This window comes from Bacillus sp. ISL-4 (assembly GCF_018613275.1).
GTDB classification, from domain to species: domain Bacteria; phylum Bacillota; class Bacilli; order Bacillales; family DSM-1321; genus Peribacillus; species Peribacillus simplex_E.
Map to the genome: position 1 here is coordinate 67,270 of NZ_JAGGQN010000003.1, position 24,005 is coordinate 91,274.

General features: G+C 37.3%; 19 protein-coding genes and 7 pseudogenes. 5 read left to right on the top strand and 21 right to left on the bottom strand.

Annotated features, from left to right (window positions below):
- Positions 1 to 597: 597 nt before the first annotated feature.
- From J7J00_RS02045 to J7J00_RS02060, 4 genes and pseudogenes are all read right to left on the bottom strand, one after another.
- A pseudogene (locus J7J00_RS02045) lies at positions 598 to 882 on the bottom strand (flotillin family protein); the annotation flags it as partial.
- A gap of 139 nt (positions 883 to 1,021) precedes the next feature.
- On the bottom strand, positions 1,022 to 1,204 hold the full coding sequence (locus J7J00_RS02050) for a YolD-like family protein (RefSeq protein WP_034307388.1): 183 nt from the start codon (positions 1,202 to 1,204) through the stop codon (positions 1,022 to 1,024).
- Between the two features lie 366 nt (positions 1,205 to 1,570).
- The gene (locus J7J00_RS02055; protein ID WP_214787040.1) at positions 1,571 to 2,107 is read right to left on the bottom strand and encodes a TetR/AcrR family transcriptional regulator; all 537 of its coding nucleotides are present in this window, start codon (positions 2,105 to 2,107) and stop codon (positions 1,571 to 1,573) included.
- A 262-nt stretch (positions 2,108 to 2,369) separates the two neighbouring features.
- Positions 2,370 to 2,492: pseudogene (locus J7J00_RS02060) on the bottom strand (SDR family oxidoreductase); the annotation flags it as partial.
- A gap of 269 nt (positions 2,493 to 2,761) precedes the next feature.
- On the opposite strand from J7J00_RS02060, the pseudogene J7J00_RS02065 reads away from it, so the two are divergent.
- The 3 genes and pseudogenes from J7J00_RS02065 to J7J00_RS02075 form a co-directional block, all read left to right on the top strand.
- A pseudogene (locus J7J00_RS02065) lies at positions 2,762 to 3,539 on the top strand (spore germination protein); the annotation flags it as partial.
- Between the two features lie 27 nt (positions 3,540 to 3,566).
- On the top strand, positions 3,567 to 4,655 hold the full coding sequence (locus J7J00_RS02070; RefSeq protein WP_214787270.1) for a spore germination protein: 1,089 nt from the start codon (positions 3,567 to 3,569) through the stop codon (positions 4,653 to 4,655).
- Positions 4,652 to 5,538 (top strand): annotated as a pseudogene (locus J7J00_RS02075) (Ger(x)C family spore germination C-terminal domain-containing protein). The gene J7J00_RS02070 and the pseudogene J7J00_RS02075 overlap by 4 nt, the downstream one beginning before the upstream one ends.
- Here the strand turns inward: J7J00_RS02075 and J7J00_RS27830 are convergent.
- The 7 genes from J7J00_RS27830 to J7J00_RS02105 all read right to left on the bottom strand — a co-directional run bounded on the left by J7J00_RS27830 (position 5,508) and on the right by J7J00_RS02105 (position 13,922).
- Entirely contained in the window at positions 5,508 to 5,723 is a 216-nt protein-coding gene (locus tag J7J00_RS27830; protein ID WP_286201154.1) for a hypothetical protein, read from the bottom strand. The pseudogene J7J00_RS02075 and the gene J7J00_RS27830 sit on opposite strands and share 31 nt — an antisense overlap.
- A 14-nt stretch (positions 5,724 to 5,737) precedes the next feature.
- Positions 5,738 to 5,986 carry an alcohol dehydrogenase catalytic domain-containing protein gene (locus J7J00_RS27835; protein WP_286201141.1) on the bottom strand — a complete coding sequence of 83 codons (249 nt, stop codon included), beginning with the start codon at positions 5,984 to 5,986 and terminating at the stop codon, positions 5,738 to 5,740.
- A 1,099-nt stretch (positions 5,987 to 7,085) separates the two neighbouring features.
- Complete coding sequence (locus J7J00_RS02085) at positions 7,086 to 8,123, bottom strand: aldose epimerase family protein (RefSeq protein WP_214787041.1); 1,038 nt, start codon at positions 8,121 to 8,123, stop codon at positions 7,086 to 7,088.
- A 282-nt stretch (positions 8,124 to 8,405) separates the two neighbouring features.
- Positions 8,406 to 9,800, bottom strand: a complete 1,395-nt coding sequence (locus J7J00_RS02090) for a sugar porter family MFS transporter (RefSeq protein WP_214787043.1) — start codon at positions 9,798 to 9,800, stop codon at positions 8,406 to 8,408.
- 316 nt (positions 9,801 to 10,116) lie between these two features.
- Positions 10,117 to 11,541 carry an L-arabinose isomerase gene (gene araA / locus J7J00_RS02095; RefSeq protein WP_214787045.1) on the bottom strand — a complete coding sequence of 475 codons (1,425 nt, stop codon included), beginning with the start codon at positions 11,539 to 11,541 and terminating at the stop codon, positions 10,117 to 10,119.
- Between the two features lie 52 nt (positions 11,542 to 11,593).
- Positions 11,594 to 12,289, bottom strand: coding sequence for an L-ribulose-5-phosphate 4-epimerase (locus J7J00_RS02100; protein ID WP_214787047.1), 696 nt, complete (start codon positions 12,287 to 12,289; stop codon positions 11,594 to 11,596).
- A 22-nt stretch (positions 12,290 to 12,311) separates the two neighbouring features.
- Positions 12,312 to 13,922, bottom strand: coding sequence for a xylulokinase (locus J7J00_RS02105; RefSeq protein WP_214787049.1), 1,611 nt, complete (start codon positions 13,920 to 13,922; stop codon positions 12,312 to 12,314).
- A 350-nt stretch (positions 13,923 to 14,272) separates the two neighbouring features.
- Between J7J00_RS02105 and J7J00_RS02110 the strand changes: the two genes are divergently transcribed.
- On the top strand, positions 14,273 to 15,364 hold the full coding sequence (locus tag J7J00_RS02110) for a GntR family transcriptional regulator (protein WP_214787051.1): 1,092 nt from the start codon (positions 14,273 to 14,275) through the stop codon (positions 15,362 to 15,364).
- Positions 15,365 to 15,378: 14 nt separating this feature from the next.
- On the opposite strand, the pseudogene J7J00_RS02115 reads toward J7J00_RS02110, so the two are convergent.
- Positions 15,379 to 15,629 (bottom strand): annotated as a pseudogene (locus J7J00_RS02115) (IS110 family RNA-guided transposase); the annotation flags it as partial.
- A gap of 528 nt (positions 15,630 to 16,157) precedes the next feature.
- Here J7J00_RS02115 and J7J00_RS02120 point away from each other — a divergent pair.
- Positions 16,158 to 16,304 (top strand): annotated as a pseudogene (locus J7J00_RS02120) (IS5/IS1182 family transposase); the annotation flags it as partial.
- Between the two features lie 81 nt (positions 16,305 to 16,385).
- Here J7J00_RS02120 and J7J00_RS27840 read toward each other — a convergent pair.
- The 9 genes and pseudogenes from J7J00_RS27840 to J7J00_RS02160 form a co-directional block, all read right to left on the bottom strand.
- Positions 16,386 to 16,606, bottom strand: a pseudogene (locus tag J7J00_RS27840) (flotillin family protein); the annotation flags it as partial.
- 1,124 nt (positions 16,607 to 17,730) lie between these two features.
- Complete coding sequence (locus tag J7J00_RS02125; RefSeq protein WP_214787053.1) at positions 17,731 to 18,531, bottom strand: SDR family oxidoreductase; 801 nt, start codon at positions 18,529 to 18,531, stop codon at positions 17,731 to 17,733.
- Positions 18,532 to 18,673: 142 nt separating this feature from the next.
- Positions 18,674 to 19,039 carry a PTS glucitol/sorbitol transporter subunit IIA gene (locus J7J00_RS02130; RefSeq protein ID WP_214787054.1) on the bottom strand — a complete coding sequence of 122 codons (366 nt, stop codon included), beginning with the start codon at positions 19,037 to 19,039 and terminating at the stop codon, positions 18,674 to 18,676.
- Between the two features lie 56 nt (positions 19,040 to 19,095).
- Positions 19,096 to 20,121: a PTS glucitol/sorbitol transporter subunit IIB gene (gene srlE / locus J7J00_RS02135; RefSeq protein WP_214787056.1), complete on the bottom strand. Its 1,026-nt coding sequence runs from the start codon at positions 20,119 to 20,121 to the stop codon at positions 19,096 to 19,098.
- A gap of 13 nt (positions 20,122 to 20,134) precedes the next feature.
- The gene (srlA, locus tag J7J00_RS02140; protein WP_214787058.1) at positions 20,135 to 20,680 is read right to left on the bottom strand and encodes a PTS glucitol/sorbitol transporter subunit IIC; all 546 of its coding nucleotides are present in this window, start codon (positions 20,678 to 20,680) and stop codon (positions 20,135 to 20,137) included.
- 23 nt (positions 20,681 to 20,703) lie between these two features.
- Positions 20,704 to 21,123 (bottom strand): transcriptional regulator GutM, encoded by a 420-nt coding sequence (locus J7J00_RS02145; protein WP_214787060.1) that lies wholly within the window; start codon positions 21,121 to 21,123, stop codon positions 20,704 to 20,706.
- 75 nt (positions 21,124 to 21,198) lie between these two features.
- Entirely contained in the window at positions 21,199 to 22,173 is a 975-nt protein-coding gene (locus J7J00_RS02150) for a sugar-binding transcriptional regulator (protein WP_214787062.1), read from the bottom strand.
- 252 nt (positions 22,174 to 22,425) lie between these two features.
- On the bottom strand, positions 22,426 to 22,620 hold the full coding sequence (locus tag J7J00_RS02155; protein WP_214787064.1) for a hypothetical protein: 195 nt from the start codon (positions 22,618 to 22,620) through the stop codon (positions 22,426 to 22,428).
- Between the two features lie 120 nt (positions 22,621 to 22,740).
- Positions 22,741 to 23,949, bottom strand: coding sequence for an aminotransferase-like domain-containing protein (locus tag J7J00_RS02160; RefSeq protein ID WP_214787066.1), 1,209 nt, complete (start codon positions 23,947 to 23,949; stop codon positions 22,741 to 22,743).
- Positions 23,950 to 24,005 lie beyond the last annotated feature (56 nt).

Below are 24,005 nucleotides of genomic sequence, written 5' to 3' on the forward strand. Positions count from 1 at the left end.
CATTTATTAACTTCATTTCTTGAGCTGATTTACAAAAAGACATTTTAATTATCCCCATTCGTGACCTGAACTCCGTTTCAATTCCTGGGGATAAGGACCAGATTATACCACTAATATTATGAGAGTTGGAGGAGTCAGTTTCGAGCTCGTTATTTATGCCAAAGAAACAGTCGCTATAGATAGTGTGAAAGTTTATAATTATGGTTCTGTTCTCCAAAACTACTTTCTAGAGGACTTAGCTGATTTGGAAGTTTTAGCTAGCATTGACCGTCATCCTCAATGAGTATGAGAATCGACTGTGAAGATGGGAAAGGCCCCATTGTAAACGGCAGTCGGCTTTCTATTTTCGCTACATTCCAAACGGTACCAACTATGAATATTCGATAGAGTTTACAGAATAAATGTCAAAGCATTTCAACAAGAAGAAGCAACAGATTGTATATCTGTTGCTTCTTCTTGTATGATTTGGCCCTATTGCTCTTAATGGTTAATTCTTCAATATTTTTTGTTATCTTAATTCTTTTTGTCTTTTGCAATACTTCTTATTCTAATGCATCAGCTTTAATTTTTTATGTGATGAACAGTATGATTTACCTTTTACTCTTCCTTCCCTGCTGCCATATTCATGTTCGCTTGGATATTCTCCTGGCTGATGGTGGAAAATGGTAAATTTTGCTTTCCTGAGAAATTCTCAAGCAAATCTTTGACATCAATTCCCGAAGATGCCTTTAATGGCTCCTGCAATGTTGCCATTAAATCCGTTGCATACCCAGTCACTTTATTAGCCCCGCCATTCGAACCGCTTCCACCCGTGTCCACAACAGTAATTTTGTCGATATTAATAAGCGGGCTTGCCACTTGTTTTGCATATTCCGGACAAAACTGAAAAATTACTAACTACAGGAATGCTAAACGACCCTTTAGCTTTCCATTTATGAAAAAAGAACCTCTAGTAATATACTAAAGATTCGGGATTAATAAATATATGGTAACTTTAATTAGTTAAATAAAAGTAATTAAGTTAATATATTTCCATAATACGAGATAAACGAATAGAGAAAATCTTTTGATTTTCATCCTTTAAGGAAAGGGTTTGTTCATTAAGGTTAAGTTTATGCAATTGACCCTTACATGTTTTTAATACTCCTTCTTTATAATAAATGATGGTCGTTATGCCCTTTTTTTTCAACGATTTCAAGATCATCTGATTATCTCCTTTCTAGTCTATTCAATTCTTTATTAAAAATTGTATGATAATTGGTGCAATACTATGAAATCAGTTAGGATATGTATATTATATAATGAAAATCGTAAGCGTTTTCATTGTTGTTGTGAACAATTTGTGAAAGTTTGAACATTAGAATATTTAGTGCGATATTGTTGAGTTAAAGACTTTAAGATAGATTGCTGATTGTATCGTAAAAACTCTTAAACCTTCTTAACCTCAGAAGACGTCATAAAGTATTGATTTATAAAAGAGGGTTATAAAAACAAGTGAAATCCTACTCTATTATCAGGTTTTTTGGCTTGTATATGGTTTTAGTTTTTTATCAAATTTTGAACCATCGTGTCATAATATTGAAGGTCCCCCTGAAGATCTAGCTAATAGTTGAGCTCCTTGTACAAATGCCATTATTATCTTCGATTGTTCCCTTGAACTAATTTGATAATCCATTATTCCAGATTCTTTACCTTGATTTATTACTTTTTCTATCCAGTTTTCATTATCCCTAAAGAAACCATTGATTTCATTTTGGATTTCTATCGGGAATGAAACTAGTTCAGCTGCCATTATAGAGCATAGGAAAAGCTTAGAATCATTAGCTAATGTTTCACGATAATGTTGAAAGAAACGAAAAAGCTTTTCCTCCGAGTTAATTGATATTTGTTCAATCTGGTCAAGTTCATTTAAAAATTCTTTACGATATCTATGAAGAATTGCCTGAACAAGTTCCTGTTTAGTAGGAAAGTGATAATGGATGCTTGCTTTTTTAATACCAATTCTTTCGGCAATATCAGCATAGCTCATTGCATTATAACCGAGTTCATGTACAAGATATTGTCCTGTATCCATAATAAGTTGCATAGTGTCCTTATTTTTTTTCAAACATTCAACCTTCCATCTAAAATAGTAAAAAATCAATTATAAAACAAAAGTATTATAAGTATATTTTAGCAAATTGAGAAGTTGCTAAAATATGCTCATAAAAAGATTTAGATAAAGTAAATCAAAGCCCCTATCTGTTTGGATAAGGGCTTTGATTGATAAAATACAATGAGTAGTTGTAGTAATAACTACTATAATTTAATGAGCAAAACATCTTAATGTAATCCCTTAAAAATAATGGAGATGTTTCGATAACGCAAATTTATTTCAATCTTGCTGTTACTCCACCGTCTATAAGTAATACGGCTCCTATTAAAAAGGAAACCTTATCACTTGCTAAATATAAAATCGCCTTAGCAACTTCTTCTGCGGTCTCTCTTTTCCCAATACTATTTTAGATTAGGATCATTTGCACTGTTTTGTAAGCTACCATTACATGTGGCTATTTTGATCCAAGCCATTGTTAACAATTGGAGATTTGTAAGTGGGATATTTATTGTACTGGTGTAGCTGATAACAAACATAAAGTGATGGAAATACTTCTAATTGGTTTAAATTTTCTTGCATAAGAAACGTATAAGATAATAATACTATTTGAGAAATAAAGGAATTTTACATTGAATAAATAATAACATTTCACAGATGTTAGCTGCTGATTACCTGAGTCCTTTTCCGCAGGTACAGAGCATCCTGATCGCGTGATTGCTGCCTTGATGGAAGGTCAAGTGGCCATCTTATTAGATGGGACGCCATTCGCTTTGATCGTTCCAGTTACATTAAGCATGATGTTACAATAACCGGAAGACTATTATGAAAGATGGAGCAGATTGCGTTTACTTCGTTTTCTCGCAGTTATTCTAGCCCTATTTACACCGTCTTTGTATATAACTTTCATCTCATTTCATCCAGGGTTGATTCCGACTAAGTTAGCCATTTCCATTATAGGAACCAAAGTCCTCAATTCCGTTTCCAGCACTTATCGAGGCATTATTTATGGAAATATCCATCGGGATTTTGAGGGAAGCTGGGCTACGGTTGCCTAAGACAATTGGTCCCGCAATGGGAATATCGGTGGATTAATCATTGGGGAAGCTGCTGTACAGGGAGGGATTGTTAGCCCTATTTTGGTGATTGTAGTAGCGTTAACTTCTATTTCATCGCTTGCCATTCCGCAAAATAATGCAGGGATTGCGTTACGTATTCTTCACTTTGTCACCATGCTTTGCGCTGCTATATTAGGATTATACGGGGTCATTCTATTCATTCTTTTCATGACCAGTCATTTGATGATATTAAAGAGCTTTGGTGTACCTTATGTGAGTCCAGCCGTTCCTTATCGCTTAAGTGATTGGAAAGACTTTATGGTCCCCTTATGATGGTGAAACGTCGTCCGAAGATGATGTATACGAAAGACGCCACGCGTAAAGGATAGCTCCTTATGAAAGGAAGTGAACCAGCGATGATAGTTAGTCCAAAAGAGCAAATTACGACTTCGCAAGCGACGGTTATCGTTATCAATTTTATACTTGGAACCGGAATTCTCACCTTGCCCCGAACATCTGTGGAGAAGGTGAAAACATCAGATGTCTGGATAACCGTTATTTTAGGCGGGCTGATCGCAATGATAGCAGGAATAATCATAGTGAAATTAAGTCAACAGTTTCCCGAAAAAACCTTTTATCAATACAGCCAAGAAATTGTAGGAAAATGGGTGGGCGGGTTACTTAGTCTACTCCTTGTATGTTATTTTATAACACTTTGTGGGTTTCATGCCCGTGCATTAGTAGAAGTAACAAGTTACTTTTTATTAGAAGGTACCCCATTATGGGCCATCCTGATGCCATTTATGTGGATAAGTCTCTATCTAATCAGGGGCGGTATAAATCCGATCGCCCGTCTGTTTGAAATTATTTTACCAATTTCGGTTATTCTTTTTATAATAGTTGTCTTTATGAGCTTTAAAATATTTGAGATGGATAATCTACGCCCAGTACTAGGGTCAGGAGTCAAACCAGTACTAAAAGGAGTAAAGTCCACGGCTCTCTCATATACAGGTTTTGAAATCATGTTATTGCTTATTCCGTTTATGAATCAGCCCAAAAAAGCAGTAAAAGCCGTTCTTGTTGGGGTTTCCATTCCATTGATTTTTTACGTGATAACGGTCGTAATGGTTATCGGAGCATTATCTATTGATGGAGTGGTCACGAGAACATGGCCGACACTTGATCTTATACGAAGTTTTGAAGTCACCGGTTTAATCTTTGAACGGTTTGAATCTTTGTTACTGGTGATATGGATTATGCAAATGTTTACTTGCTTTAACATTGGCCATTATGCTTCTTCTTTGGGTCTGTCTCAACTTTTCAAAAAGAACATTGATCCATTTATGTATGGCTTGCTTCCGATTATATACATCATAGTCATGTTTCCGAAAAATATCAATGACCTATTTAAACTTGGAGATATGATCGGCAATGTCGCGTTGTTATTATTTGGCTTACTCCCGCTACTCCTTCTCATTATCTCAAGAGTAAGGAGGAAAATATGAAACAAACACATAACAATATACGGTCCCTCATCCTTCCCCAGTCCGTCCTTTTGTTCTTATCTCTTACAGGATGTTGGAGCAGTCATGAAATTGAAGAGCAAAGTTTAGGTATAGGTTTAGCATTTGATAAAGGCTAGGAGTTCTTCATTGAGAAAGAGTTAAACGAACAAGGCGAGGGATATACAAAAAAAATCTGATTACAGCAACCTATCAATTGATCACTCAACAAGTAGCAAGTTCAACAACAAAACTAGCCGGACCACAAGGAAAAGCTTATGTTAATGTTTCTCAAACGGGAGATTCCGTCCTTCAAATGACTCGTGAATTATCATTGAGAAGTGAACAACCCATAAACTATTCCCATTTGAAAGTGGTTGTTATCGGTGAAAAGCTTGCAAGATCGTATAAATTGGAACAATTACTTAATCAAAATCTTCGTGATAATGATTTTGACCAAGCTGTCTTGTGCTCATTAGTAGGGACTGGTCAGCAGATTGTGTATGAGTTAGAGTCCATGAAAAGCAGTATTAAACCCCAAGTTAAAGGAAACAACATCTCTTTTGATGTAAACATTGAATCAGAGGGAAGGCTGTCTGAAAATTGGGTGGTTTCGGGAAATACTTTTAGCAATGATTTTCTAAAAAAAGCGGAAAAATCATCTGAGAAAGAAGTGAAACGCTTGGTAAGGAATGTAGTAGAAAAAATGCAAAAAGAATACCAAGTAGATGTTGCTGGCTTCGGAAATCGATTGAGAATTGAGAACCCCAAAGTATAGAAGAAGGTCAAAAAGAATTGGGACCAAACATTTAGTGAAACTCCGGTCAACTACATTGTAAAATTAACTATTAAAGATTATGGAACATCAGTATCTGTAAAGAAGTGAGCCTTCAGGTTCATACGATTGGACCTTCTTAGCCTCTTTTGATGTGAAAAAGTTCGAAATCCTGCTTTCTTCGCATACTGAACTGCTAGGTGCCCAAGCCCACCAATACCCTGAATGGCTATAAGATCGCCAGGTCGAGCTTTGCTATTTCTTAAAGCACTAAACGTTGTTTCATCATCACACATAAGTGGTGCTGCTCCTAAAACAGATAATTCGTTTGGAATGCTTGACAAACTATCTTCATAGGCACCATGTATTCATCGTAACCACCGTCCATTGTCAAACCTGTTACATGGTTGTTCCCTCCATGCCATCCAATGCCTACACGTTCACCAATCTTCCACTTCGTAGAACCTGCGCAAAGTTCTTCAACTACGCCAATTACTTCAAGACCAGGAATGCGGGGATACTCTGGAGAAGCACCTTTAATAGCCCATGGAGTCTCCATTACATACTCCGCATGCCTCTACACGGAGAAGTACTTGTCCTTCTCCAGCCTGGGGAATTGGAATCTCTAAAGTTTCATCTTTTCGCCTTTAGACGGAATTTGTATAGCTTTCATCATTTTCATCACATATTCTTCAATAAGGGATTGCACTCCTCCTATGAATCTCACCGATCTTTCAACAGAGTTTTCTGGCAGTACATAACGCTCTTTAAGTCTCATAGAATGTAACGAAGTCATTTCATAAACGCGAGATAAACTGACTCGTTATTTGAATCAAAATGATTTTTAATTTATGGATTCAATTCGTTAGTCAGTAAGTTTAAGAAAAAGTTTTATTGCTGATTTTTCGTCGTGTCCTTGGGGGTTCAATTTCTTATTTCTAATAATAATCTTAATGCTATGGAATTTATACAAAAAGCGTCCTTTAAAGTCATCCATTTAACTTTAACTGATTAAAATATCCCGATTTTCTTCTAGCTACCCTAATAATACTAAAATGATGATTATCAAAAAAACAGCTAAATACAAATAAAATTGTTACATTTCACACTTGTATAACCGTATTTCACAGATGTTTCAACTCCCTCATAATGTTTTGAATAGCGCGCTCATCTACACCGCAATAGAAGGATATTTCAGCGTTTGCCGTTTTGATTTTGCAAATGCCAGTTAAAGGATCTTCTGAAGAGTAGATCGTAAAGATTATTTTCGGCATGTAATGTAACGGGGACAATCGTTAATTTTTGTTGCGGCATAGGAAAAGCATCTCCTTTGATTGATACAAGTATCGTACCAGGAGGTGCTACGTATTTAAAATGCGCTGTTTAAATGAGGGGCTTTCCTTTAACCGTAGTTTACGACCCACTATCTAACTGTTTACGCTTAAAGATATAAGTTATCCTTTATCCTCCAAAACTCTGTTCGAGTGAGTGGCTAACTCTTATTCGGCGGGAATCCCACCCGATATATGTCACGAACTATGCTCGATCGCTCTGACAGAGACTGGATGCTGATCCTAACTAGCAGCCGAATCGATGTGAAATTATCGAAACCAAATCCACCTATTCAACACTTTAACACACTAACTGGAAACTTCAGCTTAGTGGGGTCCTGACCTAATTTTGTATTTTGTTTGGGAAGTATAATTTTCGCCTGCTAAAAGAAGAATATCTCCAAAATCTTCAAACTCAATCGCTCCTGGAGCAGCTTGGGTTTCAAACGTTATTCCGCCGTGTTGAATTAATTTTTCTCCGTGCATAAGTGGCACATCTTTCACAACGTTTGCAGTGTAAATGACAACCGCAGGCTCTTCTGTGTATACTTCGACTGTTATTTTCTGGTCAGGACTAATTAATTTGACTGCAGTTTGATCAAGTCCTGAGCACGTAAGGAAGAATGGATGGTCGATTCCTTGAACCTTTTTAACTTCTGCGTCAATGGCTTCAAAGGTTGATTTTAATTTCTTCGGGGTTCGAAAATCATAAGGCGTACCAATTGTGCTTCGCTTTTCCCCAGTTACCGTGGTATCGTCATTTACTGGTGCAAATTCTTCAGAAAAGATTTGTAAGAAATGATCATCGATTGGATTGCTGGGATGCCCTGTTAAGTTAAAATAGACGTGATTGGTCGGATTAAAAATTGTGTCTTTATCACTATTTGCTTGATAGCTGACTGACCAAATATTTAAGTTGTCTAATTTATAAGTCACACTTACTTTCAAATTCCCCGGAAAACCATTCTCGCCATCAGGTGAGTGGGTTGAAAAGATGATTGATGCACTTTCATCCGTCTCCTTCACTTCATAATCCCAGATTTTTTCATCGAATCCAGGGTTGCCACCGTGTAATGTATTCCCTAATTGATTTACAGATGTTTGGTAACGTGAATCACCAATTGAAAATTGGCCATTTTTTATTCTTCCAGCGACTCTTCCTATTGTTGCTCCATAATATGTTTCTTTTTTGTAATCCTCAATCGAGTCAAATCCCAATACGATATTATTACGACCCGTTTCCGTTAGGACGAACAGATTGACGATTCTTGCACCAAAGTTTGTAACTTCAATTCTTACTCCATGATCATTTTCTATAGTAAACAGCAAGACTTCATTTCCAAACGAGCTTTGTGATGTTTTCATTTTTTTCTGCTCCTCCTAATAAATTCCTTCTTATTAATAAAAGCTAAAACACCATGAATTGCACAAAAAGTTCAGCAAACATTTTAATAGTTGAAAAGCCGAAGTAGCAACTTCGGCCTTAAGAAAGGAAATCATATGAGTAAATCAACATGTTCATGATGTGTGTGTAGATCATAATTACAGAAGTATTTCCCTTATGACCCCCTGATTTAAAATGCATGCTAAACTCTCCTATTTGCGTATAGCTTCTTTGAATTCTGCTCCAAATCTCATAGGTATAATTTAAGCACTTTTTCCCTTATCTTGTTTATTTTCTCCATTTTTTTCAATTTCCTCCAAAGTGTGACCTCGAGTTTCAGGAACGCATGTCCGGATAAATAAAACACCAAGTAAACAAATAGCACCAAAGATTGCAAAAACAGCTTCTTGAGACATCGAAGCAATCATGATTGGAAATAGCAATCCAACCAAGAAAGAACCAATCCAGTTAAATGATGAAGCTAATCCTGACGCACGCCCGCGAATTACCAGGGGGAAAATTTCTCCAACTATGACCCAAGTTAATGGAGCCCACGTGAATGAATAAAGTGCTACATAAATACTTAAAAAAACAACCATCATCATCGGATTTGCATTAGGAATTAATAAATTCAATATTGCCGGCAAAATAAAGGATAGTCCCATAATAGTTCCGCCTATTGTCAATAAAGTACGGCGATTAAATTTATCAGCAATCATAAGGAATATTAATGAACCTAGTACGAGAATAACCCCTTGAATAATTGGCCACATCAATACTGAGCTGGCTTCATGCCCTGTTGCTTTTTCCACAATCATAGGAATATAATAAAAAATTGCGTTTGCGCCCTGGAATTGTTGAAACGCAGCAACACCCACACCAGCAATTACTAAATACCGGTATTTATTACTTAAAAGTGTACCCCATGATGCTTTTTGATTTACCTTTGCTTCCTCTTTAACAGTTTCTTGAATTTGTGTTATTTCGGAATCAATTTGTTCTTTGTTAGAGCGAATAAAGCCCAACACTTTACGAGCTTCATCAATTTTATTGTTCTTAATTAAAAAACGTGGTGATTCGGGTAACCTTGACACTCCAATAAATAAGATCAAAGCAGGTACGGCAGCCAAACTAAGCATCAACCGCCATGCCATAGTTCCTGGTAAGTCTTTCAATAAATAAGCGACAATGTACGAAAGCAACATTCCAGAGACAATCATTGTTTGATTAATTCCTGACAGACGTCCACGTAAACGTGCAGGCGCCATTTCCGACATATAGGCTGGGACCAACGCAGAAGCAGCACCAACAGCCAACCCTAATAAAATCCGGGCAACAATCATAAAAAGGATCCCATTATGAGGGGATATTCCTGCCAAAATGGATCCAACAGCAAAAATGATAGAAGATATTAAAATCATTTTGCGCCGTCCTAAACGATCAGAAAGTTGTCCGGCCAGGGCACCTCCAAAAATAGCTCCAAACATCAACGAAGAGGTAATCCAGCCAATAGCACCAGGGTTGTTTTGAAGGTTCCAATCATGTTGCAGAAAAGGCAAAGCACCCGTCATAACGCCGATATCATAACCGAAGAGAATGCCTCCAAAAGCCCCAAAAAAATAAATGAATCCACTTGAGATTTTCTTTTCATTAACCATTAAAATTCCCTCCTCAAGGTTTTAAGATTATATTTTTAAAATCCCACTACTAAAAATATTGATTGCTTTTTAAGAAAATAATAATAGTTTCTCAAACTACAAATATATGCTAGTAGATTCATCCTAAATATTATTTATTAGGATGAATTCTATGTGGTTATTGTGCTATTAAAACGCTTTCATCTTTTTCCGAAAAACCACGAACACGCTTACAAATTAAGGGATCACACTAATGGTTACCATTTCCATTCTCCAACTTCTGGAGTATCTATTTCTTCCCTCCTAGGAAGCAGAGCCTCCTTGGAGGGGAGAGACGTTACTTAATAACTACGTATTCCAAGCCAACAAGTTTTGCATAGGTTATGATTTGGTCTGTTGTTAAGTTCAATGACACAACTGTATGGTGACCGCCACCATTCTCAAGCCAAGCTTTCACTCCATCTTGGAAGTTTGGCTTCACTTCCCAAAGTACACGGGCCACTGGAAGGTTTGGTGCTGGAACAGTTGGCTCAAATGCAGAAACTTCATTAATCAAAAGTTTATAGTTTGTACCAAAGTCAGCCATGGAAACAACGACACCGTCTCCTGCTTTGCCGTCGAATACTAAACGTGCTGGATCTTCACGATCACCTATACCTAATGGAGATACGACAATTTTTGGTTTGTTACTTGCTAAAGATGGGTCAACTTCAAGCATATGTGATTGAAGGATTGATTCTTGTCCAGCAGCTAATTCATATATGTAATCTTCCATAAAACCAGTTGATTGGTTATGGCTCATCACTTTCAGTAAGCGATCAAGTGCTGCCGTCTTCCAATCTCCTTCACCCGCAAAGCCATATCCTTGTGCCATCAAACGTTGGACGGCAAGACCAGGAAGTTGCTTCATCCCATATAAATCTTCGAAGTTCGTTGTGAAGGCCGTGTAACCACCATCATCAAGGAAACGTTTAATCGCAATTTCATAGCTTACCTGTACCTTTACGCTTTTCTCCCAATCTTCCCTACTGTAGGTACCATAATCAAATTCATAAAGGCTTTCGTATTCTGCAAATAAAGCATCAATTTCTTCATCAGTAACCGCATTTACATATTGAACAAGGTCTCCGATTCCAAAATAGTCAACTGTCCACCCAACTTGGATTTGCGCTTCAACCTTATCCCCTTCAGTTACCCCAACGTTACGCATGTTGTCTCCAAAGCGAGCGACCTTAATGTTGAAGCTTTCGTTATAAGCAACCGCTACGTCCATCCATTGTGCAATTTGCTGTCGCACTTCAGGGCGCTCCCAATAACCGACAACAACTTTATTTTGTTTTTTCAAACGGGCATTGATAAAACCATATTCACGGTCACCATGAGCGGATTGGTTTAGGTTCATATAGTCCATATCAATCGTTGCCCAAGGAATACTTTCATTGAATTGTGTAGCTAAATGAAGCAATGGTTTTTGTAATAATTTTGTTCCACGAATCCACATTTTTGCAGGTGAGAAAGTATGCATCCAAGTGATGACACCGGCAACTTCATCACGATAGTTGACTTCTTTCATGATGCTTGTAATTTTATCTGCACTAACAGCTAAATCTTGCAATACAACTGGATAAGGTAAAATACCGCTTTCATTTAATGCATCGGTTATCGTTTGTGCATGCGCCTTGACCTCTGCTAACGCTTCTTCCCCATATAGATGTTGTGATCCTACGACGAACCAAAATTCCTTTTTTTCTGTTGTTAACATTATAATCCTCTTTTCTTAATTCTAATGGTTTGATAATTTGATAGAGTTAATCTTACTTTTGACCGTAATACGCATATTTTCCATGTTTTCGTAAATAGTGTTTATCCAAAATATTTCGTGGTAATTCTTTTGCAAAATGATTTAATTCCCGTGTAAATAAATTCATTTTCGAAACTTCATCCAACACCACACTATTCATTACGGCGGATTTTGCATCTTTGCCCCAAGTAAACGGACCATGACCATGAAGTAAGACACCAGGAACGGCTAAAATGTCTAACCCACGCTCTTCAAATGTTTCGATGATTAACTTCCCAGTCTCCACTTCGTACCCACGATCAATCTCCTCTTGTGATAGGTAGCGGGCACATGGGACGGATCCGTAAAATGTGTCTGCATGAGTGGTCCCCATTGCTGGAACATCAAGACCTGCTTGAGCCCAGATTGTCGCCCAAGTTGAATGAGTATGCACAATGCCGCCGATTTCTTGGTAATACTTATAAAGTACTGTGTGAGTCGCTGTATCTGATGAAGGCCTCAACTCTCCTTCAACAACATTGCCATCTAAATCAACAACAACCATATCACTAGCTTTCATCGTTTCGTAATCAACACCACTAGGTTTGATAACAAATAAACCACTTTCACGATCAATGGCACTTGCATTTCCCCATGTATATTTCACGAGTCCATATTTAGGCAAGTCCAAATTTGCTTGAAATACCTCTTCTTTCAGTTGTTCCAACACGTCAATCCCTCCAGTTTTCCACTCATAAGATCAAATTGTCTACAGCGGCCTGCTCAATCACTAAACCCTTCCTGTATCTTTCAATGAATGCTTCAAATCCTTTAACATCTACTTGATCAGGATAAATTTCTTGCCCATCAACCTCTTCGAATACTTTTTTGTCGAGGAAGTCTTCTAAACTTTCTTTTTGATCTTTATTCATCATGTAAGATGCAAGAATAGCCATTCCCCACGCGCCGCCTTCTCCTGCTGTTGACATAATTGATACCGGAGTATTCATTGCAGCGGCAACAATTTTTTGTCCAACAAGAGGGGTTTTAAATAAACCACCGTGAGCCAAAATACGATCAATTGCAACATTTTCGTCCTTTGTCAAAATACCCATTCCGATTTTCAAAGCACCGAAAGCAGTAAAAAGGTGAGTCCGCATGAAGTTCGCTAAATTGAAATGACTCTCAGGTGAGCGTACAAATAATGGTCGTCCTTTTTCTAATCCTGTGATATTTTCACCTGAGAAATAACCGTAGCTAAGCAAACCGCCACCATCTGGATCCGCTTCCAAAGCCTTATTCAACATTACTTCAAATAATTTATTTGTATCAATTTTTTGTCCCATTGCCTCAGAAAATTCACGGAACAATCCCAGCCAAGCATTGAGATCACTTGAACAGTTATTCGCGTGAACCATTCCAACTGGACTTCCGTTTGGTGTAGTTACCAAATCAATTTCTGGATATACTTTTAAAAGCTCTTTCTCTAGTACAATCATGGCAAAAACGGAAGTTCCTACTGAAACGTTTCCGGTACGTTTCCTCACACTATTCGTAGCAACCATTCCAGTTCCAGCATCGCCTTCTGGTGGGCAAATTGGAGTGCCTGGTTGTAAATTTCTTGATCTATCCAGGATTTTCGCTCCAATTTCGGTTAATTCACCCGCTTGCTCGCCTGAAATGTAGACTTTAGGAAGAATCTCCTTTAGCCTCCAAGGATAACCTTTTGTTGCAATTAAATCGTCAAACTGCTTGACCATTGATTCATTGTAATCTTGCGTTGATTCATCAATTGGGAACATGCCTGAAGCATCTCCAATGCCAATTGCTTTATTACCAGTCAATAACCAGTGAATGTATCCAGCCAAAGTCGTAATACAATCAATGCGAGGCAAATGTTTCTCTTCATTTAATATTGCTTGATAAAGGTGAGCAATACTCCATCGTTCAGGGATATTAAATTGAAATTGATTAGTTAATTCTTTTGCTGCAACACCAGTTGTTGAGTTACGCCAAGTTCGAAACGGAACAAGTAACTCCCCTGTACTGTCAAAAGCCATATACCCATGCATCATTGCAGAACATCCAATAGAACCTATTTTTCGAATTGTAATTCCGTAATTCCGCTCAACTTCTTGCTTCATTTCACTATAAGCTGTTTGCAGACCAGTGATAATATCCACTAAGTTGTACGTCCAAATTCCATCTTCCAAGAGGTTCTCCCACTCATAACTTCCAGATGCGATTGTTTCATAACGATTATCAATCAACACCGCTTTAATACGTGTGGATCCAAATTCGATTCCAAGTGAAGTTTCTCCCTCGATAATCGCTTGTTTAATTTTTAATATATTCGTTTGCATGTTAATCCCCCTTCTGGCAGCGCTTTCAATATAAAGGAGGCGCTTAAATTTATTAACAACCATATTATATTTTTTGTACGTACATTTGTCAACAATCAATATTATTTATACTTACAACTTTTAAGAGATATCCTCCATCCTCACCTTAAAATTAGTAATTAGTAATAAAGGAATTTATATGACATAAAACCTAAATGGTAAATAGGCAGAATTTATAACTTTTCAATAATTTATACAAAAGACTCGGGTGATTTGTTTTAATTTATTTAAAATCATGTTAAAATATGTCCGCACAAATATTTTAAGCAAATAAATTAGAATGCAAACAACTATGAAAGAAGTGAGGTTTAATGAAACCAAAGTATCAGGTAATCATTGATGATTTAAAAAATAAAATCCTTACAGGTGAATATAGTGTAGGGGAACAAATTCCTACTGAAACAGTCATGCAAGAAATGTACAACGTTAGCCGACACACTGTACGAAAGTCCATTTTAGAATTATCAAACGAGGGATTCTTAAGAAGTGAAAAAGGATCTGGCACATATGTAAGTAACCAATATCAATCAAAATCTGGTGGCAATTCCAAAAATAAAACGATCGGTGTAATTACGACCTACATTTCTGATTACATTTTCCCTTCTATTATCCGCGGAATTGAAAGAAGATTAAATGAAGATAATTATTCGTTACTATTAGCCAGTACAAATAATGATGTCGAACAAGAAAAAAAAGCCTTGGAAATGATGTTGTCATTTGGCGTGGATGGTTTGATTATTGAACCTACAAAAAGCAATCTATACAATCCCAACATCGCTTACTACCTATTGTTTAAGGAACAAGAGGTTCCATTCATCATGATCAACGCTTATTATGAAGAATTAGAGGTTCCTTTCTTTTGCCTAGATGATGTGCAGTCAAGCTACCTCGCAACAAAAGAATTGATTTCGAAAGGGCACACCCAAATTGGACTCATTGCGAAAATGGATGATTTACAAGGAAAGTATCGAATGAAGGGATATATAAAAGCACTTGGAGAAGCCAAATTACGCTTTCAACCAGAGCAATTGCTTTCGTATACTACAGAAACGAAGCTAGACCTATACACGAACTTGAAAGGGTTCCTAAATGAAAATAGAGACTTGTTGACTGCCATTGTTTGCTATAACGACGAGGTAGGGTTGGAAGTAGCAAATGTATGCAGACAACTTGATATTTCTATTCCCGAACAATTATCAATTATTGGCCAGGACAATTCTTATATTGCGAAAAATGCTAATATCAAACTAACGACATTGACACACCCACAAGAACAAATGGGACATGATGCAGCTGATTGGGTCATTAAGAAATTACAAGGAAAGAAGGATTTACCAAACGAAACCTATTATCAACCAGTGTTAATTGAAGGCGAAACTGTCAAAGAGTTAGAAATACAATAATCTTAGTGTGTGATGCCTGTAGGCTCCATTCCCACAATGGCTGCTCCAGTTTATTAAGTCTTTGAAGCTTATCCATCCATTTTAATAAACCAGCAAATCCATCTTCATTATTTTCAAATGCAAATGGGTCTACGACTACAATTCAACGGAAATTCACTGCTCTAGCCACATGTAATTGTTGGGCAATATCCACCCCAACAATAAGGTGTTTATCGGAAATTCTCTCGATTAGTTGATTTTGTTTATCTTGCATTTTAAACTTCATATTAGGGTTCCTCCTCAGTAGGATATGAGTTAGAGTGGTTTCTTACTCATATCCTACTGAGGAGCCCTATTTTTTTCAAAGCTGAAGAATAACGAACTAACGGAATGTTAACCTGCCCCGTTTTGTTCCATAAGAAACCTCTATGGCGGCGATCCTCGCCGCCACCATCTATCACGAAACCCTACTCATTACCCCAAAATAAAGTCTAACCCATTAAACCGTTGACAATAATGGTGATAACAATACAACCAGCTGTAGGCAAACTCGATTTCATCGAGTTTGCCTACAGTTTTTTATGGGTGTACAATTTAGACGTTGATTTCCGCTCTAGGCACTCGCTTTCCGCGGGCGGTCCGGGGAGCCTCCTCGGCGCCTTTGCGCCTGCGGGGTCTCCCCTGGACACGCTTTTCCCGCAGGAGTCTCGTACCTTCCGTTCCAATCAACTTTGTCTTATCTTTTAGATAGAACACTTTTGCCTGGAGTCATTTTTGTTTTAAAATAGAAGTATTAAAACTTGAGGTGATGAGGATGCTTTCTAAACATGATTCTATTCAGCGAGATCAACTTGAAATGATTACTTTAGATCAACTGGTGCCACCGAACCATTTGGTTCGTAAAATGGAGGGTGCCATTGACTTCACTTTCATTTATGACTTGGTGAAAGATATGTATTCAGAAATTTTTTATTCCAAACCCCCTTTGTCTACTGAGGTAAGAGCATACAAGTAGCTCTTACCTCCCTTAAATTTTTCCCTGTTACTCTTCCTTGATTACTGCCATATTCATGTTCGCTTTGACATTCTCCTGGTTGATGGTGGTAAATGGTAAATTGCGCTTTCCTGAGAAATTCTCAAGCAAGTCTTTGACATCAATTCCCAAAGATGCCTTTAATGACTCAATGTTGCTATTAAATCCGTTGCATACCCAGTCACTTTATTAGCCCCGCCATTCGCACCGCTTCCACCTGTATCTACTACATTGTAACAGGGTTATATTACGGGAGAAATTAAAGAATTTATATATGGTATATGAGGTATCCATTAAACCCAGGTGTTTCTGGGAGAAAAAAAACCTAAAATGTATCTTAAAAATATAAATTTTTTATGTATCAATACCAACCATTTTACGATTAAATCACCCAAGATTTATTTCGCAAATCATAATGAAGAAGAATGGAAAAAAATAAGAGCCTGTCTATTCAAGAAAGGATTCTACCCTCCATAGGACATCTTAGTATCATAACCTATTGGTCGAACTATAAAAGCCAGTCTCTTAAAAAAAGAACTGGCGACTTTCGCATCGCATCGCATCTCATCAAAAATACAAATTTGTCATTCTTACTAATTTAATAAAGTCAAAATCAGTATCGACCATAACTTTTTCCTCATTAAATAAATATAAAACAAAAGAAATAAATGTAGTCAATATAGTTTCTTCAGATGATTTTAGTTGATTAATAAATTGATATAAATCCTCCAATATCTGATTTTTATTAGATGCTATTAAATTTGGTTCTCTAACATTAATGTCAAGGGGCATCAAGATAAAAATGAGTTCTATTAAGTTATTATTCCGTTCTAATAAGAGAAATGAAGGCAAGATCTCACTCGAAACTCTTAATTCCAGTTTTCCTAATTCTTATAACTGACATATCGAACATTGATGCTATTTTCGTACACCTTTTTCAAGAATTGGGAAGCAACAATACTTTCTAGCCCACTTTCTGTTCTGCCAAACGGATGACTTCTTGCCAGTCATCTATCGGAAGCTTGTGAGAAACGTCCACATGTCTATATTCTTAAAGCCGTAAAGCAACTTCCCCATACGGTTAAGATTAATCTTGAAATACCTGACTCGGCTCTCCTTTTGCCCCATCCAGACCAACGAGTATAGTTCACGGGATCACGTCCCACGCACACGTACACTTTACCTTGGCTACAATATAATATGTTCTATTAAAAAAAGGTCAACCAGTAAAATTAAACTGGCTAACCTTATTATTCGAACGCACCTTGTTATTAAAGACTTACTAAAACAAACATTCATCCTCGTTTTCATTCATAATTTAAATGAAGGGGATTCCTGTGATTGATGCCATTATTTATCCTCGGGATTTTCCACCTGAAATATTAACGGTTGTACCTGTAATATAACTAGAACGGTCTGAAGCTAGATAAGTGACTAATTCACCAATTTCATCCAATTTACCAGGTCGTCCAAGTGGTATTGTTTTGCTGTAATCAGATCCAAGACCTTCTACTGTTACTCCACGTGTGTAAGCTAATGCTTCATTATAAGCATCTGTTGTTAAACCTGTTTGCTCATTAATCCCTGGCGCAACACCCACTACGCGGATGTTGAATTTCCCCAGTTCTTTTGCCCAAGAACGGGTAAAGCCATTGACGGCACCTTTTGTTGCTGAATAAACACTTTGTCCAGAAGACCCTTCCATACCTGCCTCAGAAGAAATATTAATGATTACGCCTTTATTATTTTTCACCATTACTCTCGCAACTGCCTGAGCACAAAGGTAAGGTCCTTTTTGATTGACGGCAACCATGAAATCAAAATCCTTTTCACTTAACTCATACTCTGGCTTTTCGCCACGGAAATCGACAAGTAAACGCGGTAAGTTTACACCAGCATTATTAACTAAAATATCTACGGTTCCAAATAACTCAGTGGCTTTGGTGACCATATGTTCAACGCTTTCTTTATTGGTAACGTCGCATTGGATATGATAAGTTCCATCAGTTTGTTCGCCAGTTTTTACATTTAGATCGGATACTATCACCTTTGTACCATTCTTTACTAAATGTGCTGTAATTTTTGAGCCAATTCCAGAGGCACCACCCGTAACAATTGCCACTTTATTTTCTAATTGATGCCATGATTCATTCATTCTTTTTCCTCCCTTTATATATAGAGTCGAGAATAATAGGTAAAATTTAATTTAGCTGTTTTAACTCTTACGAATGCAATTTTCCGGTGAGGTAACTTCCCTCTTCTTGCATTCAATTATTCTATATAAATCTTTGATAAGCTTATTTTTTCAAGATTTGAAGAGTTGTCCCTACTTGCGGCATTTGAATATCTCTTTCTTCAAGATGTAAAGTGCCAGGTAATTCTGCCGTTTCAGAACCATTGAATTTTAACGTGATATGTCCAAGTGTACCTAAATTCTTTTTTACCACGTCACCTACAGAGGTAATGCTATATTGATGATTGCCTAAGACGAGAATGTCGCCCTTTTCGATTTCACCATTAATCTCATTTACATCAATTAATAGGCAATAATCCGCTAATTCACTCGGGGCATTTGCTCCGAATAGGATGAACATTTGTTCTCCAAGAAAATCAGAGACAGATGGACCAAGTTGGTTAATTTGAGTTTGATAAACTGTCTGCACAAGAAACTCCTCCAATTCTTTGCTTTACATCATTCATTCAGAATCTATTCTAGTAATTATTCATACATACCGAAGCTTGCGAGCCAAGCAATAAAAACGGTTGGTGCTCCGGTTAAAAAACGTCCGTACAATACGGAAGGAACTCCGACTTCAATGGTTTCCACTTCTGCCTCTGCTAAACCTAGCCCAACTGGTACAAAATCAGCTCCAGCTTGTGAGTTAATCGCGAAAAGAGCTGGCAATGCAAGGTGTGGAGGGATATTTCCTTTTCCAATTTCCACTCCAATTAATGTCCCAATGACCTGTGAAATAACAGCTCCCGGTCCCAAGAATGGTGATAATAATGGGAATGAGCAAATTAAAGAGATTAAGAGCAAGCCCGGCAAAGATCCTGCAAATGGTGATAAGTATTGTGCGAACACATCCCCAATTCCAGATGCTTTAATCACCCCGATTAACATGGCCACAAAAGCCATAAACGGTAAAATGGTTTTAATGACAGTATCTATCGTGTCACGGCCAGCCTGATAAAAGACATTGACGATGGAACCCATCGCCATCCCAATGCGTGCTATGAAGCCTTTAGGCTTTCTTTGTTCACTAATTTTTTCATCTGCGCTATACTTAGGTTTAGAAATTGTTTTTTCAATTTGACCGTTAGCATTGTTCACATTGGATGTTGGAGGTGTTGCAGCACCTTCATACAATTCAATGTTTTGAGGCTTTACTCCAGAAACGTAAATGTCCTCGGTAATGTGCATTGCTAACGGGCCACTTTGTCCAGTAGGCATGATATTGATCGTCATGATTCTTTTTTTGGGGTATAAGCCACATCGGAGCGTTCCGCCACAATCAATGATGACACACGCCATTTCATCCTCAGGTACACTCGTTTTAAAACCGTCGACTAATTCACAGCTTGTTAATTCTGCAATGGTGTCCGCAATATCCGGTCTTGTTCCACCCGTTACAAATACCACTTTATTTTTTTCTTCTGTCGGTGAAATCACTAATGGCCCGCCAAATCCGCCTTGCCCTGCATTGACGATAATTGACTTGTACTTCGTAACCGTTTGCGTCATTTCTTTCCCCTCCTTAGAGATCCACTGTTTCTTTCAATTTAACGCCTTGCTGTTTAGATACATAATAAGTTGTTAAATCTGTTACCCAGCCTCTTAAAAAGTTTGTGAAAATCCCCACCAAGAAGTAACGAAGGGCTAGTTCTGTTGTTTCAAATCCCAGTGTTGTAATTCCTGCAGCAATTCCCAAGAATACGAACAGCTCTCCTGGATTAACGTGTGGAAAAAGTCCGTTATGCGTGTGGCAGGAATAAGAAGCAGCAGCATAATAGCTTGGTTTGTATTTTTCCGGCAAAAATTTCCCAAGTGATAATGTCATTGGATTTGCCAAAGCGAACGTTCCAATTACCGGAAGAACAAAATATCTTGTAAGTGGGTTCTTACTCGATTTCTTCGCAATCAGTTCCACTCTTTCTTCTCCAACCAACCGTATAAGGGCATTCATTGCAACTAAAAGCATGATTAGGAGCGGAACAATACCTGTTACTAAATCGACAAAAGTTTCGGCACCTGCTCTAAATAAATTCATAAAGCCATCTGCTGCATTTGTAAGCCAATCCATTCAATTCACCTCAATAATTCCTATTATTTTGATAAGAGTAAATCAATCCATCCTTTCTTAACCTTCAATTCACCTCCTTTAGAGATAATATGATAGCTGTTCAGTGCATCCTCAATGGCTAACCTTGTTAACTTATTTACTTTATTAAAATCCTCTTCACCGAGGTGTAAGAGATTTTTCCCTTCAAATCCTTTTAAGTTCCGTACTCTTGAAAGCACGGTCACTCCCTGCATTTTGGCGGCTTTCAAAATGTTATTTTTTCGGTCAATTGCAAACATTACGACAGTGCCTGATTTAAAAAATCCCGTTCTTTTGCCAATCGCGACCCTTCCAAGCTTTCTCAACTCTGCATACCTTTTATTGAAATGCTTGATTTGCAAAAATCCAAAAATGCTCTGAAGAAGCCAAGAAAAACCAATTAATATAATGACATACCATAGCATTTTGATTTCCTCTTTTCATATGAACTGAATCTTACATCTTGTTTCCGTAACAATCAGATAATAAATCCATACTCCTTAAGATAGAGTAGCTCCATTTTCTTCTATGATTTCAATGATTTCATTTGCCGTTTCCTCAGTGGTGATCAGAGTGTTAAGGTATCCTCCTCTTAATCCCCCGATAATGGAAGGAGCTTTTTCAACAGACTCTGCAATACCGATTGAGTATGGAATATTCTTTAGTTTTTCCAGCTCAATGGCTATTGTTCGATCAGATAAGTCAGATTGAATCAGGTTTCCATCTATATCATAAAATCGTGAGCAGATATCACCTATGGCACCTTGTTGATTTAAATCTTCAATTTCCCGATTGCCGCAAAAACCGGCCCAGACTAAATTAGATGATTGGTTTGGGTTCCCAATCCCTACTACTGCTATTGTTAAGTTGTCCCAAAGCTCCGTTATTTTAGCGAAGTAGTGAGATTGAACAATATCATCCTTTGTCTCTTTTTTTTCCACTACTGCCGCAGCATCAATAAAATATGAAGTTCCTCCAAAATCTTCTGCAATATTATAAACAATTCTATTGACGTGATGCTTCGTATCCATAGGTCCAGGCCCGCCTACTAAAGGGACAAAATGAGCGTCTTTTTTTCCGGCGTTGGTAAATTCACCGATCAGACTTGCCATCGTGCTTCCCCAGGCACAGCCTACGACATCCCCGTCTTTTATAATCCGTTTTAGTAATTCAGCCCCGGCCATCGCTACCACTTTCTTTTTATCCAGTTCGGTACTGTCTCTTTTTTCAGGAACGATAATTACTTCTTTTAAACCAAACAACTTTTCCAATTGACGTTCCAATTCAAAAGCTCCATCAATATCGCTGCTGACAGTAATTTTAACTACACCATCTTCCCTTGCTTTTTTTAAAAGTCTGCTGACGGAAGTTCGGTATATACCTAATTCTTTTGAAATGGCACCTTGAGTCATATCTTCTTCATAATACATTTGTGCAATTTTAACTAAGAGTCTTTTTTCTTCTCTTTTATCCATTTAGTCCCACACCCTTTTTAATATGCACATTTGTGCAGACATAATCATTTGTGCTTCTTTATTGAATTTAGTATACGCTTTCAAAAATAGCAATGTCAACAAAAAACTGCCACTTGTGCAAATTTTAAAAAAATTATGTCATTTGTGCTAGTTTTGGAATTTAATAAAAAAATGAAGCAGCTTCATTTGATCAGGCTGCTTCATTTCTATTAATCTGACAGTAGGTTGGTTGAATCTTTTTGTAATATCAACCTATACAAAATCATACCAATCATCGACAGATTTCTTCACGGGCTGTCGAGCAAGGTACACAACATTAACAGTGACCCACCTTACCTTCCCTTCACCTGTTAAAATCTTTGATAATAGTTCTAACTTTTCCTTTTTTAAATAATTGCTTGCCGTTGAAGCATTTGTACATCCCGCAGAACCATAATGGATAACCATTAGAATATGATTTTATCTAAAGTACCCTCTTTTTCTATTTTTAACTTAAGTACAGATGATAATCTTTATTTGTAGGCTTGTTAAACTAACACACCCGTTAGTTCTCAAAATAACTTCATTTTAACATTCGAAAGGTATTGTCTCTTTATTTAATTCACGATGTAATACATCACCCATGCGCTTCATGCCTTCAATGATTTGGTCTTCAGGCATATTCGAGTAATTTAAACGTAAAGTATTCTTCTGTGTGCCATTTGGAAAGAATGGAACACCAGGAACACAAGCAACATTATTTTTTAAGCACTCTGTAAATATATGTTTGGAATCAACTCCCTCTGGGAACTCAATCCAAATAAATAACCCACCTTCTGGCTTACTGTAAGACAAATTTTCCGGAAAGAATTCTTCCATGCAGTCTAACATTTTTGTACATCTTGCTTTATATACTGCTTTGATTTTATTAATATGCTCTTCCATATCGTAAAGTTCCATATACTTAGCTGTTATCCTTTGAGCAAAGCTGTCAGTATGTAAGTCAGCTGTTTGCTTAAAAGCTACGTATTTATCAATAAACGATTGATCTGCACAAATCCATCCGATTCGAAGACCTGGAGTAAAAATCTTAGAGAACGTGCTCATATAAATTACTCTGCTCTCTGTGTCAAAATGTTTCACTGGCGGGATCTCTTCTCCAGCAAACCTTATAGCTCCATAAGGATTATCTTCTACAATCAGTACATTGTATTGATTAGCAAGGTCAATCATTCTTTTACGTCTTTGAAGTTTTAAAGTACGACCTGTAGGGTTCTGGAAATCGGGAATAGTATAGATGAATTTTGCGCTAGGATGCTCTTGCAGTTTCCTCTCTAGCTCTTCCATTATCATCCCATCATTGTCCATAGCAACTTCCACAAAGTTTGCATTGTATGATTTAAATGCATTAATTGCTGCAAGATAGGTTGGACTTTCACAAATAATAGTATCTCCTTCGTTAATAAATAGTCTTCCAGTAAGATCTATTGCTTGCTGGGACCCTGAGGTGATAAGAATATTGTTAATAGTAGAGTTAATCCCAATGGCTTTTAACTTTTGACAAATAGATTCTCTCAAGGGACCATAGCCTTCAGTGGTACTATATTGAAGAGAAGCCGCTCCCTCTTCATTCAATACAACATTGCACGCAACTTTAAGCGCTTCTACAGGAAACAGCTCTGGAGCTGGAAGTCCCCCCGCAAATGAAATGACTTCTGGTCTTTCTGTTACTTTTAATATCTCACGGGTCTCAGAAGATGAAACTAGACGAGCTCTCCCAGCGAATTTATTTTCCATTTGTAAACATTCCTTCCTTGAAACTTCGATATTTTACCTTTCACCTCTACTTTATT